Here is a 16,539-nt window from a genome sequence, read left to right as displayed (position 1 = left end):
TAAAAAAAACTAACTTCGTTATTCTTATTTTTTAAATAAAATATACATGATGTCTGCCGATTATTCCCATATAAAAGTACTTCCGAATCGAGCCAAAGAAATTGCAAAAAATCTCTATAATCTTGAAGGTGAAATAAAAAGTTTACCGGGAGAATTAGATTTTAATTTCAGACTTAAAACCAAAACAGAAAGCTATATTTTAAAAATAGGCAGACCAGATGAGGACTTAGAGTATTTAGAATTCCAGCAAGAAATTCTCAACTATGTTTCTAATAGTAATTTGAATGCACCTAAGGTTTTTCCTGATATCCATGGAAAATACATCAGTTCTATAAAAGATGCTGAAGGAAACACCAGATATGTTCGTTTACTTTCTTGGATTGATGGCAGATTATGGTCTTCGGTTAATCCCATAAATGACGAGTTACTTTTTAGTTTAGGAAGGGAAGCTGGAAAAATAACAAAGGCTTTAGAAGGTTTTAAACATTCAAAAGTTCACAGATCATTCGATTGGGATATCGCCCAATCTGAATGGACTTTCAAGTATTTAAAACTATTTTCTAAAGAACAACAGGAAATTGTTTCTTACTTTCAAAAGTCATTTGAGGGCTTCCAGAAAGACTACAAAAAACTCCGAAAAACCGTTATCCATAACGATGCTAACGATAATAATATTCTGGTATCAGATAATTTGATAGATCCAACCGTTACAGCCATAATCGATTATGGAGATGCTATTTATAGTCAACCTATAAACGACTTAGCTATTGCCATAGCATATGCCATAATGGGCAAACCAGATTTGTTGGCTGCTGCTTTACCCATAGTTTCTGGATATCACAAAGAGTTTTATTTGCAGGAAGAAGAGCTCCCATTTTTATACCATTTGGTTGCTATGCGTTTGATTATTAGTGTGACTAAATCTGCTTTAAACAAACAAAAAGAACCGGATAATACTTATTTGTTAATTAGTGAGAAACCCGCCTGGGATGTATTAAAAAGATGGCTGGAATTAGATGCAAACCTGGCTCATTTTAGTTTTAGAGGAGCTTGTGGTTTCTCTGCACATCCTGATGAAATAGCTTTTCTAAATTGGGCTAAAACACAAGATGTTTCTTTAAATAATTTATTTCCTAGTCTTGACTTCAATCAGGTATTTAGTTTGGATATGCGTGTAGGAAGTACTTGGTTGGGACATGAGACCGAATACAACGATATAGAATTAACTACCTTTAAAATTAACAGACTCCAAGTCGAAAAGCCAAATACATTATTTGCTGGTGGATATTTAGAAACCAGACCATTTTACAGTACCAAAGCTTATCAGAAAGAAGGAAATTCTGGCTCGGAATATAGAACCATGCATTTGGGTGTAGATTTTTGGGTGAATGAAAACACGCCTATTCATACGCCATTTGACGGGCAGGTATATAACATTTATAACAATGGAAATTACAGAGATTATGGGCCAACTTTAATTTTAGAACACAAAACCGATAATGGTATTCCGTTTTATACTTTGTACGGACATCTCTCTGAAAGTAGTTTGAACTTAGTAAGAAAAGGACAAAAAATCAACAAAGGAGATTTGATGGCTTATGTTGGAAATTCCAATGAAAATGGCAGTTGGTCGCCACATTTACATTTTCAAATCATGTTAGATATGTTGGACTATCAACAGGATTTTCCCGGTGTTGCTTTTCCGAATAATGTGTCTGTATGGAGTAGTTTATGCACAAATCCGAATGTACTATTTAAATATGATGGTATGGATTCCCATCAAAATAAGTCCAATAAAGAGCTTCTTAATTTTAGAAAAAAACACCTTGGAAAAAGTTTGAGTTTATCCTATAAACAACCATTAAAAATGGAACGAGGTGCAGGAGTTTACTTAATAGATGTTTTTGGAAGGAGATATCTGGATACCGTAAATAACGTAGCTCATGTTGGGCATGAACATCCAAGAGTGGTAAAAGCTGGACAAGAACAAATGGCTGTTTTAAATACGAATTCACGCTATTTACATGATAATATTAATGGTTTTGCAAAAGAGTTGTTGGAAACGTTTCCACAGGAATTATCTGTTGTGCATTTTGTAAATTCAGGTAGTGAAGCCAACGAATTAGCTTTGCGGATGACCAAAGCTTTTACCAAAGCCAAAGATATGATTGCTGTGGAAATTGGCTACCATGGTAACACGAATGCCTGTATTGAGATTAGTTCGTACAAGTTTGACGGCAAAGGTGGGCAAGGAGCTCCAGAACACACGCATATTGTGCCACTTCCTGATATGTTTAGAGGTTTGTATCAAGGTGAAAATACAGCTGAAAATTATGCTAAACATATTGATGAACAGATAGAGAATATTCATGAAAAAGGCAGAAATTTAGCGGGTTTTATATGTGAAAGTATTATTAGCTGTGGCGGACAAGTGGAACTTCCTGAAAATTATTTAAAATTAGCTTATCAAGCTGTTAGAAAAGCGGGCGGACTTTGCATTGCAGACGAAGTGCAAACAGGTTGTGGCCGAGTAGGACATACATTTTGGGGATTTCAGTTACACGATGTAATTCCAGATATTGTAACTATTGGAAAACCTATTGGCAATGGTCACCCATTAGCAGCTGTGGTTTGTACACAAGAAGTTGCTAATGCTTTTGCAAATGGCATGGAATACTTTAATACGTTTGGAGGTAACCCAGTGTCTTGTGCTATTGGAAAAGAAGTTTTGAAGGTTATTAAAGATGAAAAGCTTCAGGAAAATGCTCTAAATGTTGGGAGTTATTTAAAACAGGAATTAATAAAACTTCAAAATCCATTTCCAATAATTGGCGATGTTAGAGGACAAGGTTTGTTTTTAGGTTTTGAACTGGTTGATAAAAATAAAAACCCATTGGCTGAGAAAGCCTCGTATTTAGCTAATAGAATGAAAGATTTTGGAATTTTAATGAGTACAGATGGTAAAGATAATAATGTGCTAAAAATAAAACCTCCTATGGTTTTCTCTGTAGAGCATGCTGACGAATTGTTGATGAGATTAAAACAAATCTTTCAAGAAGACTTTATGAGGTTTTAATCCAATGCTTTCAAGTAAAAACCATCTTTTAAATTATTACTTCGTTGTTGAGGAATCACTTTAAAATGGGTTTTAAAATACTCTAATTGTTGTTTGTTTAAAGTTGGTAACGGCGTGTTTCCAGTTCCCCAGAAAAAATCAATATTTGTTGGAGTATTAATTTTTGTATTGCCTATTTCAAGAGTTTTATATTCCGTATTAAACTGACTGTTTTCATGTGGTTCAATTAAATAACTTATTGAAAACGTACTGTTTTTAAAATTAGGAAAGGAAAAAAATAAAGGAATCATAATAACTATCGTACTAGCTATTATAAGGCTTTGTGCAACTTTTTTGGTTTTAATAATTTCAGATATAAGAAAGAGTGAAAGTATGATTAGAAAAGGCATATAAAACCTAAATTGAGGCGAAGTAGCAAACAGAATACCAAGTTGTAAGAATGCCACACTATAAATAAACATGATGGCTTTATTGTTCTTGAACTTCTTAATAAATACCAGAAATAGCGTTAAGACTATAAGAATAAGTTTATTAAAAAACCCATCTATTCCCGTTTGAAAACCCCATCCTTTTACTAAGCTTAAAACGGAACTCTGACTATAAACTTCTGGAGTTATGGCATAACCGTAGGCTTTGGCGTAATTATAAAAGTAGTTTTCTATGTCTGTAGGCAAACTCCAGCTGGTTTTTAAACCTTCAATTCCAACTAAAGGATACATGATATTTCCAGTAATAAAAATGTTTTTAATGATAATTAAACCTAAGCTAAGAATAGCAACCACCCATACCAGAAACGTATATTGTTTAACATGTTGATAATGCTTTATATAAATAATAAGAGGGAACATGACAAAAACAAGGTTCGTAGCTTTAATAAGGATTAAAAATGAGCTTAGAATCACTAGCGATATCAATCCATTTTTACTACAAGCATGGTAATTCATGAGAAAGCCATAAAAAAGGAAAAGAGAGATCACGTAAACAGCCAAATCAGGTGAAGGTGAACTGATAAACTGAAATAGAAACACATTAAAAACAGGAAATAATCCAACCACTAAATCCAAGGAATTATTTTGATATTTATAGTAATCATTCAGTTTAACAAGGGCATAATAGTTTCCAAGTAAGAGACAAAGACCGTTTAAGTCGTTAAAATTTTCATATAAAAAGTTAAAGCTAAAAGCACTTTGTAAGATGTGCCAACCACTAGTTTGTCCTAAAAACAAATGCAGATTTATAAGGCCTTTTACAAAGCCATACTCATTTAACCAAGCCATGGTTTGTATGTAATAAGATTCGTTATCCAATAAAAATGGAGAAGAAGCAGACTGTGCTAAAATGAGTATAAAAATAACAGCTAGAACTATTTTAATAAATTGAGATAGCTTGATAAATTCATGTTTAAATATGGAGGTATATTTGTTTATAAATGAGTGATTTATAAAAAATAAAACAGTAGTAATAAGTAATAAGAAAATGTGAAATTTTAAATTTATTGCTGAGAATATAGCCCAGAATCCAGCCAATAAAGTAATGCCAAAAAAACCATGAAATAAAACCAAAATGGGTTTGATATCTTTCAGTTTTAATAGCCGATCGATGCTAACTCCAACCACTAAAGTAATTGCTAAAATATAGATCCAAGAAAGAAGTATGAATAGCATGTGTTTTTATTAGTTAATTGGCTGATGATTAAAATACCAACCTCTAATATATAATTTTTCCATCAACCATGGTAAGCTTTCTATCTGCCATATCGGCTAATTCCTGGTTGTGAGTAACAATTACAAAGGTTTGTCCAAATTCGTCACGAAGTTTAAAAAACAGCTGATGTAGGTTTTCAGCAGATTCACTATCTAAATTTCCAGAAGGTTCATCGGCAAAAATAAGTTCTGGATTATTAATTAAAGCTCTAGCTACGGCAACACGTTGTTGTTCACCTCCAGACAATTCATTTGGTTTGTGTTCGTATCTGTCTTTTAAGCCTAAAAAATCAAGTAGTTCTTTGGCTCTTTTTTCGGCATCAGATTTTTTCGTTTTTTTAATATATGCAGGAATACACACATTCTCTAAGGCTGTAAATTCTGGTAAAAGCTGATGAAATTGAAAAATAAATCCAATATGTTCATTTCTGAATTTGGCCAAAGCTTTATCGCTTAAAGTACTAATACTTGTACCATTTATAACGAACTCGTTTTTTTCTTTTGAGGAAGGTTTGTCTAAAGTACCTAAAATTTGAAGTAAAGTTGTTTTTCCAGCTCCTGAAGCACCTACAACAGAAACTATCTCGCCTTTTTTAATGTCTAAATCTACACCTTTTAAAACGTGTAAATCGTTAAAGTATTTGTGAATGTTTTTTGCTTGAATCATATTATACCTAAAGAAGTTGTGAATTTAATACAATAAGTGCTTGTGTACAATTATCAGCTGTGTTTCTTATTGAAAATATTTTTTATTTGGTTATAATCGATATAATAAACTAATCTAATAGAAAAGTTATGATCTATAGGTTGCTTAAAAAGATTATTTACACTGTTAAAATAAGTGTCTCTAGAAGCGTTTGAGAAATCGAACAAACTATTTCTATATAAAGCCGTTAAAGTGCTACCAGGAGCAAATTGCCAAGAATAAGCAAAATCAAGATTCCATGTATTAAAATTAACATCAGGATTATCTATATCGTTTAAAGTATAACCATCATCTGTGCTTAAACTCCCATTGTCTTCCAAAGTATATAGTTGGTTGTTGTAGGTAACTACGCTCCAGTAATTTCTAAAGGATAAAGACAAGGCATGAAAGACATTAAAATTATAATTCCCGGTAATAGTATTAATAAGTGTGTTTTGATCTCTTTGCCCAAAAATTATATCACTTTCAAGGTTTTGTATAAAACCTCTATCCCCTCTTGCTTGCCTGAAGTCCATGCTATAAATCAACGTAAGTCTATCGTTAAATCTAACTCTAGGACTAATCGAGAATTCAAAATTGAAAACATCTCGATCTGCTTCAAATAGTGTTTCAATGCCAATTTCTGCATCTAAGGCAAAAGTTTTGTTGTAATTAGATGATATCCATCCACTAGTGCTTAAAAAGTTTTCATAAATAAAATATCGTCCTTCTGTTCTGGCTTCGTAATAGTCATACTGTTTTCCTATTTCATAATTAATTCTGGCTCCATAACTAAGTAGATTTTTATTCTCAAGTGTAATACGGCTTCCTATGTTGTTTCCCGTGTATGTACTTGGGTTGTATAGCATGTTGTAGTTGTACCAAAAACCGTAATACAGACTGATTAAGTTGCCTACAGGTTCAAAAATTTCATAAGAAAAATCGGCAGTAAAGTTACTGTAGTTGTTTCTAAAATTGATACCTAAATCGTTGATGTCGTAGTTTTTATCAGCTAACTCATGTCCAATGCTATATTGATAATTCCCACTTATTTTACCAATCTCAAACTGGGTATTAAAACCACTTTCGTTTCCATCTTCTAGATTAAGATAACTATGTTTTACAGCAGCTTCAACTCCAATAGTATTTTTCTTATTTGCATAATCTAATAAGGCAGCAGTTACATTTGCATCTCTAAAATGTCCGTCCCTAGTCACGTTTGTATTGATTAAACTTACAGACGAGTTGCCGTTAAATTGTTGATCAATCACAAAAATATTGTAATTAGTTATAGGTTCAACAAGTTCTTTTCGAGAGTTATGGCTCAAGGTGTCTTCCACAGTGGCGTAAGTTTTTTGAGTAATGGCGTTAAAAACACCAACACCTAAACCGTTTTTTGTTCTTCCAGAAACTTTAAACGCATTCAAGGTTTTAACTTTGTCAGGATATTTGTTAACCACTTCATTTGCATCAAGATTTGTGTTTCCTGTTGGAGCATTTCCTACTCGTCTGGAGTAAAATAAATCTCCTTTGGTAAATAAATCAACCCCTTCTGTAAAAAACTGTCTTTGTTCGGAAAACTGTTGTTCAAAAGGGCCTAGATTTAATTCAACATCATCAAAACCCACCTGACTAAAATCTGGAATGAGTGTTGCATCTAAAGTGAAGTTTTCTGTAATTCCATATTTTAAATCCATTCCTACATGATATTCATCATTGATATTTGAATCTCCTTCCTTACTAAAAACTGTTGAAGCATAAGGATACAACATGAGACGCGTAGGAGGTTGGATATCTTTTATGCCAAGCAACTGTCCATGGTATAACCCTGTATTTCCTATTTCTGGATTGATAGGGTTCCAGGTATATTGAGATCTATCGGATCTAAATTGTCTATGAAATTGTAAACCCCAAATATGATCTGTTTTATTTGAAAAACGCAAGGCTGAATATGGGATTTTCATTTCTACAATCCAGCCGTCGTCAACAATTTTCACGGCACTTTCCCAAACAGAATTCCAGCCAAAATCTTCTCCAATAGCAGGAGATAAAATAGCATCAGCCTGATTCCCTGTAGGGAAAACAAAGAATTCGGTGTCGTTTTGTGAATCGTTATTTGGGTTCAATACGACTCCAAAAAAATCGTTGATTCCAAAATTATCACGACTTTGGAATTGTTTAGTTATTTCATCTGGATTATCGTAAAGATAGGCGCCAAAATAAATGGCGTCGTCATCATAAGTAACCTTTACTACCGTTTTTTTGTCGGGATTTTCTTGTACACCAATATCAGGTCTAAACTGAATAAAGCCTTCAGCTAATTCGGCATCTTGCCATGCTTTATCATTTAAAATTCCGTCTATTTTAGGTGCAGCAATAGCTCTTTGTATATGAATAGATTTCTTTTCTTGAGCAATTATGGTATTTGAAAAAAATAGAAATAAGAATATATATGCAAAAGATTTCATTAAATGCTATGATTGGTTAGATTAAAAGACATTAAAAATGGAACATTGTTACACTTTATAAAAACAAATCTAAAGGAGATGCAATTAAAAAATGCTAACTAAAAGTTAAAAATAACTTAAATAAACATGTTATAAATTTATAAAGTATTCATAGTCAGGTTTTGTCTTATAAATATTTTGGAACGTTATTTGTTATTATTGTTATAATTAATTTATTATATGACATCAGAAAAAAGTTCAAAAAATAAAAAACTCCTTTTAGGAATCCTATTTGATTTATTAGGATATGTCTCCTATGTATTCCCTCCGTTCGATTTTGTTTGGGCACCGTTATCTGCTTACTTAATGACAAGATTGTATCCTGGAAGAAAAGGTAAAATTGCAGCTGTTATTTCATTTGTGGAAGAAGCCTTACCAATGGTTGATATTATTCCTACGTTTACTCTCATGTGGTTTTACACCTTTGTGTTTTCTAATAGTAAAGCTAAAACTCAAGTAAAAACAAATAAATAAAAAAACCTTCTGAAGTTAAATTGCTTCAGAAGGTTTTTGTCGGTTTTTTTAATAGGTAGTTTATAAATTATAAGAAAGTGATATACTAATATTTCTTCCCATATTATAGATACCTTCCTGTTTTAGTCTGGATAAATGATTGATATATTTTTTGTTGGTTAAATTACTTCCAGAAACTGCCACAGACAAATCATTTTTAAATAGTTGAAATGTGCCACCAATACCTGCACTTAGTAAGTTGTAGCTGTCTGAAACCATTTCATATTTGCTTACATTATTTTGAGCAAATGTAGATTGTAGTTTAATAAAACTATATAGCTTATCAGCCCATTTGCTATCTAATTCCACTCTAAGCGTATTGCTTAAACTATTTGCAGGAATTAAAGGTAAATAAGTCTCATTTTTCTGTTTTCCTGTTACAGTTTCAAAATTACTTTCTACGTGAAGCCAATCTAAAGGATGTGGATGAAAATGAAATCCTATCTCTCCGCCATATAAATTAGCATCTTCCTGAATATAGCTATACACAGGAGTGTCATTAATAAAAGTACCATCTGGTTGAAGAAAAATATAATCATTTACAAGGTTATAAAACCCGTTAACATAGAATTCCACATGTTCACTTTTAAATTCTAAAGCTACATCTGTTTGAAAGTTTTGTTCGTTGGTAAGATTTTCATCTCCAATTTCAAACCTATTAGTTCCTTCATGAGTTCCGTAAGATGTTAATTCGGCAAGATTTGGAGCTCTAAACCCTGAAGCAAAATTTAACCTAGCAGTTAATCTTTTTAGCAGAGTGGTTTTAACTCCTATAGCGCCATTAAAGCTTTTAAAGTCTTTAGTGAACCCGTTGAGAACCTGTATGTTTCTATTATCAAATCGAGCTCCAATTTGGATATCTGCATTTTCAAAATGAATGTGAGACATGGCAAATAAACCAAAATCGTTTGTAGTGGCATCAGGAATTAATTGTTCTTCACCATAATTGGTATTCACTTGATTCATCCCTTGTGTACCAACTATGGTTTCAAACTTACCATATTCGGGTAATTGATATTTTACATCATAATTAAAAGTCTTTAACTTCATATGAAGTGCAGCTTCTAACGCTTCCTCTTCATGTTCATCATGGTCATCATGGTCATCATGGTCATCGTGGTCATCATGGTCATCGTGGTCATCATGACCATGATGATGTTCTTCGAATTCTTTTCTATCGTTATAGATATAGCCTAAACTAATTTCTAAACTTGAAGTGTCGAAATATATGTTAGACTTAGAGCTAAATACATGATTGGTGATGTCTTGATAAGGTAATTCTGGAGTTTTATTTTTAGTTTGCTCTCCAATAGTTTCTGGAATTCCTAATTTGGAATGATTCATATTATAACGGAATTCCGTTTTAAACTGTGTGCTTTGATATCCAATCCCAGATTTAAAATCCTGCTCTTTAAAGCGTGTATTGGTAACTCTGTAATCTGCAGTGTTGTAATCTGAGTGTTCCGTTAAACTTCCTCTTATCAAAAATTTTAGTTTGTCGCTAGACTCTTTATAACCTATGTTGCCTGAGTAACCAGAGGTGTTTCCAAAATAAGTTGCTTCAACATCGGCAACGTTTGTATTTTGTTGAGCAAACTTTTCTGGATTTATATATAAAACACCACCAAGAGCATCGCTACCATAGAGTAGGGAAGCAGGACCTTTGATAACCTCTACACTTTCCACACCCGAATCGTTTAAGCCCAAGCCATGTTCATCTCCAAACTGTTGATTTTCTAACCTGACACCCTGTGTATAAACTAAAACACGATTAGAACTTAGTCCTCTAATTACAGGTTTTCCAATACTAAGTCCTGTACTTATGCTTTCAACTCCAGCTATATTTGTAATACCTTCAGCTAAAGTTACAGCACCTTGTGCTTTAAGATCTGAAATTTTTGCTTGTTCTACTTTCATCACATTTTCACTTTGAAGTTTATGAAAAGGAGTTGAAATAATAATTTCTTCCATTTCAATGGCGGAAGATGATAAGAAAATTTCTAAGGCTTCTGTTTTTGGAATCGAAACAGTTTTAGAAAAGGTTTCATAACCAATAATAGAACATACTATCTTGTAATTACCTGAGGGCAAATTGCTAAGAGTAAACTGGCCATGTTCGTCTGTAGTGGTTCCTTTTTCTAATTGTGGCAAATAGATATTTGCAAATACTAATGGTTCCTGAGTTTCATTGTCTAATATGGAACCATGTATGTTGTTTTGTGCTTGTATTACAGGAATACTCGCAAAAAACAATAGATATAAAATTTTTTTCATTTAAATATATTTAATAGTTAATGTGCTACTGAAAGATTCAGTCTCGAAATAAAATATTAACTATTAAATGGTGGTCCACGAAGGGAGAAATGAAGTTTTTGGAATTCACTAATAAAGAAATATTGTGAATTAATTACTTGATGATTTTCTGCTTTTTCAAGAAATTCATACGTGTATTCAGGTAAGTTAAATGCTGTATTGAGTTGGAATTTTTGAAATTCACAATCTATATCAAGAGTATGTAAATGTGCTTGTGCTTCACCTAAACAAACTTCGTGTTTGTGATGATTATGACTAAAAGCATGCGACAATTTAAAAGCAGAAGGCATTAAAACAAATACTACCAAAAGTATTGAGATAATTCTAAAGATGATATGTTGTTTAATTTCTTGCACTAATTAAAAAAACGTTTTAAGCCAAATCTACTGAGCATTTTCTTTTCAAATTCCCAAAAGAATTTAAACTGTCCAAACAGCCAACCAGTAAAAATCAAGAGTATTTGGTAAAAAATAAGTCCAATAATAATATATAAAACCCAATAGACCGTAATATTTAAGTTTTCTTTAGTAATTCCTATGAGTTTCATGATTGGTCTTCCTACAAATAATGACGATGTTCCAGTTATTGCAAAAACTATGAAAATACGAATAAGTTCCCATTTATAATCTACAATCCAACGGTTTTCTAATTTTTTAAAAATAAATAAAATAAATTTAAGTAGGATAAAAAATAGGATGGCCGTACCAGCTAGTATAAATAATATATGTTGTTCTTTTAGAATGACGTTTGCCAATTTATAGGCACTATAAGTCAATCCTAATATTCCTAGAAATGGAAATAGAAGTTGCCAGTTTTTCTGTATTTCCCAATTTTTTTTGAAAGTCTCCATGAGGGCTCATTTAAACGTGCAAATATACTTTAAATTCTAGGAATATAACTAGTTAATTGTTGTTTATAGGTTAACTGAAAGTATATGAAATAGTTATATAGTTTATAATTTACTTCATAGCCATAATCCACTGTTTTATCGTAATATATTTGAGAATCGTACAAACCTGATGGGTAATTTAAAGGGTGTAAAACTCTCTCATTCCAAGCATCTACATACTGTTTGTTTCTTGTTTCCAAAAAATCCTGTTCGTAATACCCTATGGGTCTAGCTCTGGTTTCTAACCATATATTATATCCAGGTTCAATAATTATTAATTCGTATTCTAAATCGTTATTAGCTATAGATACTGTATCGTTTTTAGTTACATGGATGTTTTCATTATCTGAAGTGTTATCTATTGATTTAGCAGAATTACAACTAAATAAAAACCCAAAAATCAATAAGATGTAAAGTAAGTATTTCATGGTAAGTGAATTTACATTATAAGATACAAAAATCACATCTTATTATATAGATTTTTAAAGATTTTAACTAAAAAAAGCCAAACCTTGGTTTGACTTTATATTTAGACTTTTATGGTCTGAATAAGAGGTTGTTTAATAAAAAACATATTGAGATTAATGTGTTTGTTTTATATTTTTTATTTTCCAAAAAGACCTCCAAGCAAGCCTCCAAGTCCACCTTTCTTTTTACTTCCACCTAAAACCATACCGGCAACATCGTCGATAACGCTTCCGTCGCCATCAGCATCTAATATAGACTCTAAAAAACTTTGTTCATTATTAGCAGAATTTCCACTTAATAAACCACCAAGTAAACTTTCAATTCCTGAAGAACTATTTACATTACTCTCTTTACTTTGTTTTCCTAACATTCCCATTAAAAGAGGCGCTGCTACTTTTAGAATATTAGCAACAGAACCAGCATCTACACCAGCTCGAGCACCAATAGCATTTTCAACATGTTGTTGTTTGTTTCCAAGGACGTGATTTAATATTTTACCACCATCATCCAACACACTTGAGTTGACACCACCTTCAAAAAGTCCACCTAAATTGTCTAAAATACTTCCATCGTGCTTGCTGTTTAATGCATTTAATAAGCCTTCAGCTCCTTGAGGAGAAGCTGCATTGCGTTTCATTGCCTGCATTAATACTGGCAAGGCCATGACTAATACTTCGTTGGTTTTGCTTTCTGATTGATTGGTTTGTCCTGCAACGCCATTAATTATGGTTTTGCCCATATCTGTATTTAATAAATCTAATATTCCTGCCATATTCTTATTGTTTTTTTAATGAAGTTGTTAATTTACAAAAAAGCCTATAAGAAATAAAACTTATAGGCTTTTTAAGTCTTGTTTGTTAACAAGTTTATACTTTTTGAGTTTTTAGTAGACTGATAATTTGGGATGCTAATTCGGTCCCAATTCTATCTTGAGCTTCATTTGTAGCAGCTCCAATATGTGGTGTTAACGAAATTCTACCATTCATTAAAACTTGAACTGCTGGAGTTGGTTCTTCTTCAAAAGTGTCTAGACCAGCAAAGGCTACTTTACCACTTTCAAGAGCTTTTACTAAGGCTACTTCATCTATAACACCTCCACGTGCTGCATTGATAATTCCAACGCCATCTTTCATCATATCGAATTGTTTTTCACCAATTACATATTCGTCTTGTGCAGGAACATGCAAAGTAATAAAGTCGGCATGTTTTAAAATTCCTTTAGTTGGTTCGGTTTCTATTTCAACATTAATAAATTGTCCATTGTAAAATTCAACTTTAATGTTCGACTTCCCAACAAACTTATCGCTAGCAATCACTTTCATACCAATACCTAAAGCAATTTTAGCAACTTCTTTACCTATACGTCCAAAGCCGATAATCCCAAGAGTTTTTCCTCTTAACTCAATTCCTTTAGCATAGTTTTTCTTTAAAGATTTAAATTGTGTATCTCCATCTAAAGGCATGTTTCTGTTGGAATCATGTAAAAATCGAACACCTCCAAATAGATGAGCAAAAACCAATTCTGCAACCGATTGAGACGAAGCTGCTGGAGTATTAATTACATGAATGTCTTTGTCTCTGGCATAATCTACATCAATATTGTCCATACCAACACCACCACGACCAATAATTTTTAGGGAAGTACAACTATCAATAATGTCTTTCTGAACCTGCGTAGCGCTTCTAACCAATAAAACATCTATCTGTTTTTCGTTAATGTAATTGATTAATTGTTCTTGTGCTACTGTTGTTGTTAGAACTTCAAAACCTTCTTTTTCTAAGGCTTCTATACCATTTTTTGAAATGCCGTCGTTTGCTAATATCTTCATATTTATTTCCTGTGAAAGTAGGAATCTATTTTAGTTAAACTTATTTTATGTTTTAATAAGTAATCGTTTACCGGAATTACTTACTGAATACTTTTTTATGCTTTTGTTTCCAATTCACTCATAACTTCTACCAAAGCTTTTACACTATCTAGAGGTAAAGCGTTATACATAGAAGCTCTGTAACCTCCAACACTTCTATGGCCATTTACCCCATTAATACCAGCCTCTTTAAGCATGGTTTCGAAAGTTTCCTTTAGATTATCGTTAACCAAAGTAAAAGTTGCATTCATGTATGAACGATCTTCTTTTACTGAATAGCCTTTAAATAAGGGATTCAAATCAATTTCAGAATACATGACTCTAGCTTTCATTTCGTTTACTTTTTCTATGGCTTTTATACCTCCTAGATTTTTTAGCCATTCTAAGGTTAACATAGACGTATAAACAGCAAAAACAGGTGGTGTGTTAAACATGCTGCCTTTATCGATATGAACTTTATAATCCATCATAGATGGAATTTTTCTTGAAACTTTTCCTAATATATCTTCTTTAACAACAACTAAAGTCGTTCCTGCTGGACCCATGTTTTTTTGAGCACCTGCATAGATTAAATCGAATTTTGTAAAATCTAAACTACGAGAAAAAATATCACTACTCATATCACAAACCATAGGGATATCACAAGTTGGGAAAGATTTCATTTGCGTTCCAAAAATGGTGTTATTGGACGTGCAATGGAAATAGTCGTAATCAGAAGGAATATCATAACCTTTAGGAATATAATTATAATTAGCACTTTTAGAAGAAGCTACTTCGTAAACATCATCATAAATTTTAGCTTCTTTAATAGCTTTTTCACTCCAAGTTCCAGTGTTTAAATATCCAGCTCTTTTTTCTAGTAAATTAAGAGCTACCATTAAAAATTGTGTACTTGCTCCACCTTGTAAAAATAAGACTTTATAGCCTTTACCTTCTAAGCCTAAAAGCTCTAAAGTTAAAGATCTGACTTTTTCCATGACATCTACAAAAGATTTGCTTCTGTGTGATATTTCCAATAAGGATAAGCCATCGTTATTGAAATCCATAACGGCTTCTGAAGCTTTTAATAATACTTCCTGAGGAAGAATAGATGGTCCTGCACTAAAATTATGTTTTTTCATATGTATGTTCCAAATCACTGGAAAAGTTTTATTGTTAGATATCTATTTTAATTATTATTAAAAAAACAACACCTATTTAAGGTAAATAGGTAAGCTGAAAATTAAAGTAAACTAAAGCCACAAAGGTGCTAATTTCTGATAAAAAAATGTGGTAATAATCGGATTTTTATTAACTAAATTTTCAACAAAAAATCTATTGTGTCAATCCCATCTGCGTAGTCCCAAAGTTTAGGGGCTTGTGTGTCTCCAAAAGCTATACTACTATCAGTTAGGTTATTAGATACAATGCATTGTATCTTTTCTGAATCTATTTCCAGTTTATTTTTTAAGATTTCCAAAGAGTCAAAATGTTCATAAAAAACTGTTGCAATAGGCGAAGCATAGCTGGCATCTTCCTTAATCATTAAAAAACCATTTTCTAACATATCAAATTCGCTCATTAAATATACAGCCTTATTATAATCGTAATTATTAGCGTATTTAGCTTCGTTAATAATGGGATGCCATGCATACATTGCTTTAAAAAAGTTATCAAAATCATAGTCTTTTGGTACAAAAATCTTAGACACATTTCTACAACCCAAACCGTAATATCTAAAAATATCGTAAGAAAGCTGAGTTAGTTGTTCTTCGGTTTCATCCCCAGTTAATATAGCCACCGAGTTTCTATTCTTTCTAATAATTGATGGTTTGTTTTTAAAATAATACTCAAAATATCTAGCTGTATTATCACTACCTGTAGCAATAACAGAATGAAACTCTTCTAATTTACCTTCGGTAAATGTTATTTTTCCTTTAAAACCAGGAGCAACATATTCTAAATATTTAGCTAAATAGAGCAATAAGTGTTTGTCGTTAGAAGACTGTTTTACTAAAACTTCATGTCCAGAAAGTAAAACACAGAAAAAGTCGTGAAAACCAACCAATGGAATATTCCCAGCCATAATAATGGCTACTTTTTTGGATACAATATCATTAAAGTGATAATTCTTAATAAACTGCTTAATATTATTCTCAGTCAATGCATTAGCCCAATTGTGTAAAGTAAAATAAATGTTTTCATTTGTAAACCAACCATTATGTTCATTAGCAAGTTTAATTTGATGTTTAAAGCCTTCAAAAAACATCTCGTTATGTAGGATGTTTTCTTTTTTAACGATTCCATCTGTTGAAAACTGACTTAAAAAATCGCCTAATTTAGCAAAGGCTTGGATTCTTTCTTCTAAATTCATTATAAGGTTTGGTTATGAATTGTTTTGGCTTTATTTTTGCAACGGCAAATTTACGTAAAGGAAATGAGCAATAAAAGGTTTTAAATATCATTGTAAATTTTAATTGATTGGAATTCACTAAGATCTTTTGTATTATAAATTGAATAGATTAAAAAAATAGAGAT

13 protein-coding genes are annotated in these 16,539 nt (G+C 32.0%); 2 read left to right on the top strand and 11 right to left on the bottom strand.

The window, feature by feature from the left end; genetic code table 11:
* Window positions 1-46 precede the first annotated feature (46 nt).
* Window positions 47-3,076 (top strand): aminotransferase class III-fold pyridoxal phosphate-dependent enzyme, encoded by a 3,030-nt coding sequence (locus OS191_RS02665; protein WP_323370027.1) that lies wholly within the window; start codon window positions 47-49, stop codon window positions 3,074-3,076.
* Here the strand turns inward: OS191_RS02665 and OS191_RS02660 are convergent.
* From OS191_RS02660 to OS191_RS02650, 3 genes are read right to left on the bottom strand one after another with little or no spacing between them, the layout of a single operon-like run.
* Window positions 3,073-4,740 (bottom strand): DUF8201 family protein, encoded by a 1,668-nt coding sequence (locus tag OS191_RS02660; protein WP_267154164.1) that lies wholly within the window; start codon window positions 4,738-4,740, stop codon window positions 3,073-3,075. The two genes, OS191_RS02665 and OS191_RS02660, sit on opposite strands and share 4 nt — an antisense overlap.
* Window positions 4,741-4,783: 43 nt before the next feature.
* Entirely contained in the window at window positions 4,784-5,446 is a 663-nt protein-coding gene (locus OS191_RS02655) for an ABC transporter ATP-binding protein (protein WP_267154163.1), read from the bottom strand.
* Between the two features lie 53 nt (window positions 5,447-5,499).
* Window positions 5,500-7,932, bottom strand: coding sequence for a DUF5916 domain-containing protein (locus tag OS191_RS02650; RefSeq protein WP_267154162.1), 2,433 nt, complete (start codon window positions 7,930-7,932; stop codon window positions 5,500-5,502).
* Between the two features lie 219 nt (window positions 7,933-8,151).
* Here OS191_RS02650 and OS191_RS02645 point away from each other — a divergent pair, with 219 nt between their 5' ends.
* The gene (locus tag OS191_RS02645; RefSeq protein WP_267154161.1) at window positions 8,152-8,445 is read left to right on the top strand and encodes a hypothetical protein; all 294 of its coding nucleotides are present in this window, start codon (window positions 8,152-8,154) and stop codon (window positions 8,443-8,445) included.
* Between the two features lie 60 nt (window positions 8,446-8,505).
* Here OS191_RS02645 and OS191_RS02640 read toward each other — a convergent pair whose 3' ends face one another.
* From OS191_RS02640 to OS191_RS02605, 8 genes are all read right to left on the bottom strand, one after another.
* Complete coding sequence (locus OS191_RS02640; RefSeq protein WP_267154160.1) at window positions 8,506-10,758, bottom strand: TonB-dependent receptor; 2,253 nt, start codon at window positions 10,756-10,758, stop codon at window positions 8,506-8,508.
* A gap of 56 nt (window positions 10,759-10,814) precedes the next feature.
* Window positions 10,815-11,153, bottom strand: coding sequence for a hypothetical protein (locus tag OS191_RS02635; protein ID WP_267154159.1), 339 nt, complete (start codon window positions 11,151-11,153; stop codon window positions 10,815-10,817).
* The gene (locus tag OS191_RS02630; RefSeq protein WP_267154158.1) at window positions 11,153-11,647 is read right to left on the bottom strand and encodes a DUF6787 family protein; all 495 of its coding nucleotides are present in this window, start codon (window positions 11,645-11,647) and stop codon (window positions 11,153-11,155) included. Before OS191_RS02630 ends, OS191_RS02635 begins: the two co-directional genes overlap by 1 nt.
* A gap of 29 nt (window positions 11,648-11,676) precedes the next feature.
* Window positions 11,677-12,114, bottom strand: coding sequence for a DUF6146 family protein (locus OS191_RS02625; protein ID WP_267154157.1), 438 nt, complete (start codon window positions 12,112-12,114; stop codon window positions 11,677-11,679).
* A 176-nt stretch (window positions 12,115-12,290) separates the two neighbouring features.
* Window positions 12,291-12,926, bottom strand: a complete 636-nt coding sequence (locus tag OS191_RS02620) for a DUF937 domain-containing protein (protein ID WP_267154156.1) — start codon at window positions 12,924-12,926, stop codon at window positions 12,291-12,293.
* A 94-nt stretch (window positions 12,927-13,020) separates the two neighbouring features.
* Window positions 13,021-13,983 carry a D-2-hydroxyacid dehydrogenase gene (locus tag OS191_RS02615; protein WP_267154155.1) on the bottom strand — a complete coding sequence of 321 codons (963 nt, stop codon included), beginning with the start codon at window positions 13,981-13,983 and terminating at the stop codon, window positions 13,021-13,023.
* 95 nt (window positions 13,984-14,078) lie between these two features.
* Window positions 14,079-15,143 carry a 3-phosphoserine/phosphohydroxythreonine transaminase gene (serC, locus tag OS191_RS02610; protein WP_267154154.1) on the bottom strand — a complete coding sequence of 355 codons (1,065 nt, stop codon included), beginning with the start codon at window positions 15,141-15,143 and terminating at the stop codon, window positions 14,079-14,081.
* Window positions 15,144-15,316: 173 nt separating this feature from the next.
* Window positions 15,317-16,375: an acyl-CoA reductase gene (locus tag OS191_RS02605; RefSeq protein ID WP_267154153.1), complete on the bottom strand. Its 1,059-nt coding sequence runs from the start codon at window positions 16,373-16,375 to the stop codon at window positions 15,317-15,319.
* Between the last annotated feature and the right edge of the window lie 164 nt (window positions 16,376-16,539).

It is taken from the genome of Xanthomarina sp. F2636L (assembly GCF_026410195.1).
GTDB lineage: Bacteria > Bacteroidota > Bacteroidia > Flavobacteriales > Flavobacteriaceae > Xanthomarina.
This window is presented reverse-complemented; position numbering and strand designations above follow the sequence as displayed.

Bases quoted from the DNA above. Each gene is read 5' to 3' on its own strand.
- OS191_RS02665 (WP_323370027.1), top strand. From the start codon at position 47: ATGATGTCTGCCGATTATTCCCATATAAAAGTACTTCCGAATCGAGCC.
- OS191_RS02660 (WP_267154164.1), bottom strand. From the start codon at position 4,740: ATGCTATTCATACTTCTTTCTTGGATCTATATTTTAGCAATTACTTTA.
- OS191_RS02655 (WP_267154163.1), bottom strand. From the start codon at position 5,446: ATGATTCAAGCAAAAAACATTCACAAATACTTTAACGATTTACACGTT.
- OS191_RS02650 (WP_267154162.1), bottom strand. From the start codon at position 7,932: ATGAAATCTTTTGCATATATATTCTTATTTCTATTTTTTTCAAATACC.
- OS191_RS02645 (WP_267154161.1), top strand. From the start codon at position 8,152: ATGACATCAGAAAAAAGTTCAAAAAATAAAAAACTCCTTTTAGGAATC.
- OS191_RS02640 (WP_267154160.1), bottom strand. From the start codon at position 10,758: ATGAAAAAAATTTTATATCTATTGTTTTTTGCGAGTATTCCTGTAATA.
- OS191_RS02630 (WP_267154158.1), bottom strand. From the start codon at position 11,647: ATGGAGACTTTCAAAAAAAATTGGGAAATACAGAAAAACTGGCAACTT.
- OS191_RS02625 (WP_267154157.1), bottom strand. From the start codon at position 12,114: ATGAAATACTTACTTTACATCTTATTGATTTTTGGGTTTTTATTTAGT.
- OS191_RS02620 (WP_267154156.1), bottom strand. From the start codon at position 12,926: ATGGCAGGAATATTAGATTTATTAAATACAGATATGGGCAAAACCATA.
- OS191_RS02615 (WP_267154155.1), bottom strand. From the start codon at position 13,983: ATGAAGATATTAGCAAACGACGGCATTTCAAAAAATGGTATAGAAGCC.
- serC (WP_267154154.1), bottom strand. From the start codon at position 15,143: ATGAAAAAACATAATTTTAGTGCAGGACCATCTATTCTTCCTCAGGAA.
- OS191_RS02605 (WP_267154153.1), bottom strand. From the start codon at position 16,375: ATGAATTTAGAAGAAAGAATCCAAGCCTTTGCTAAATTAGGCGATTTT.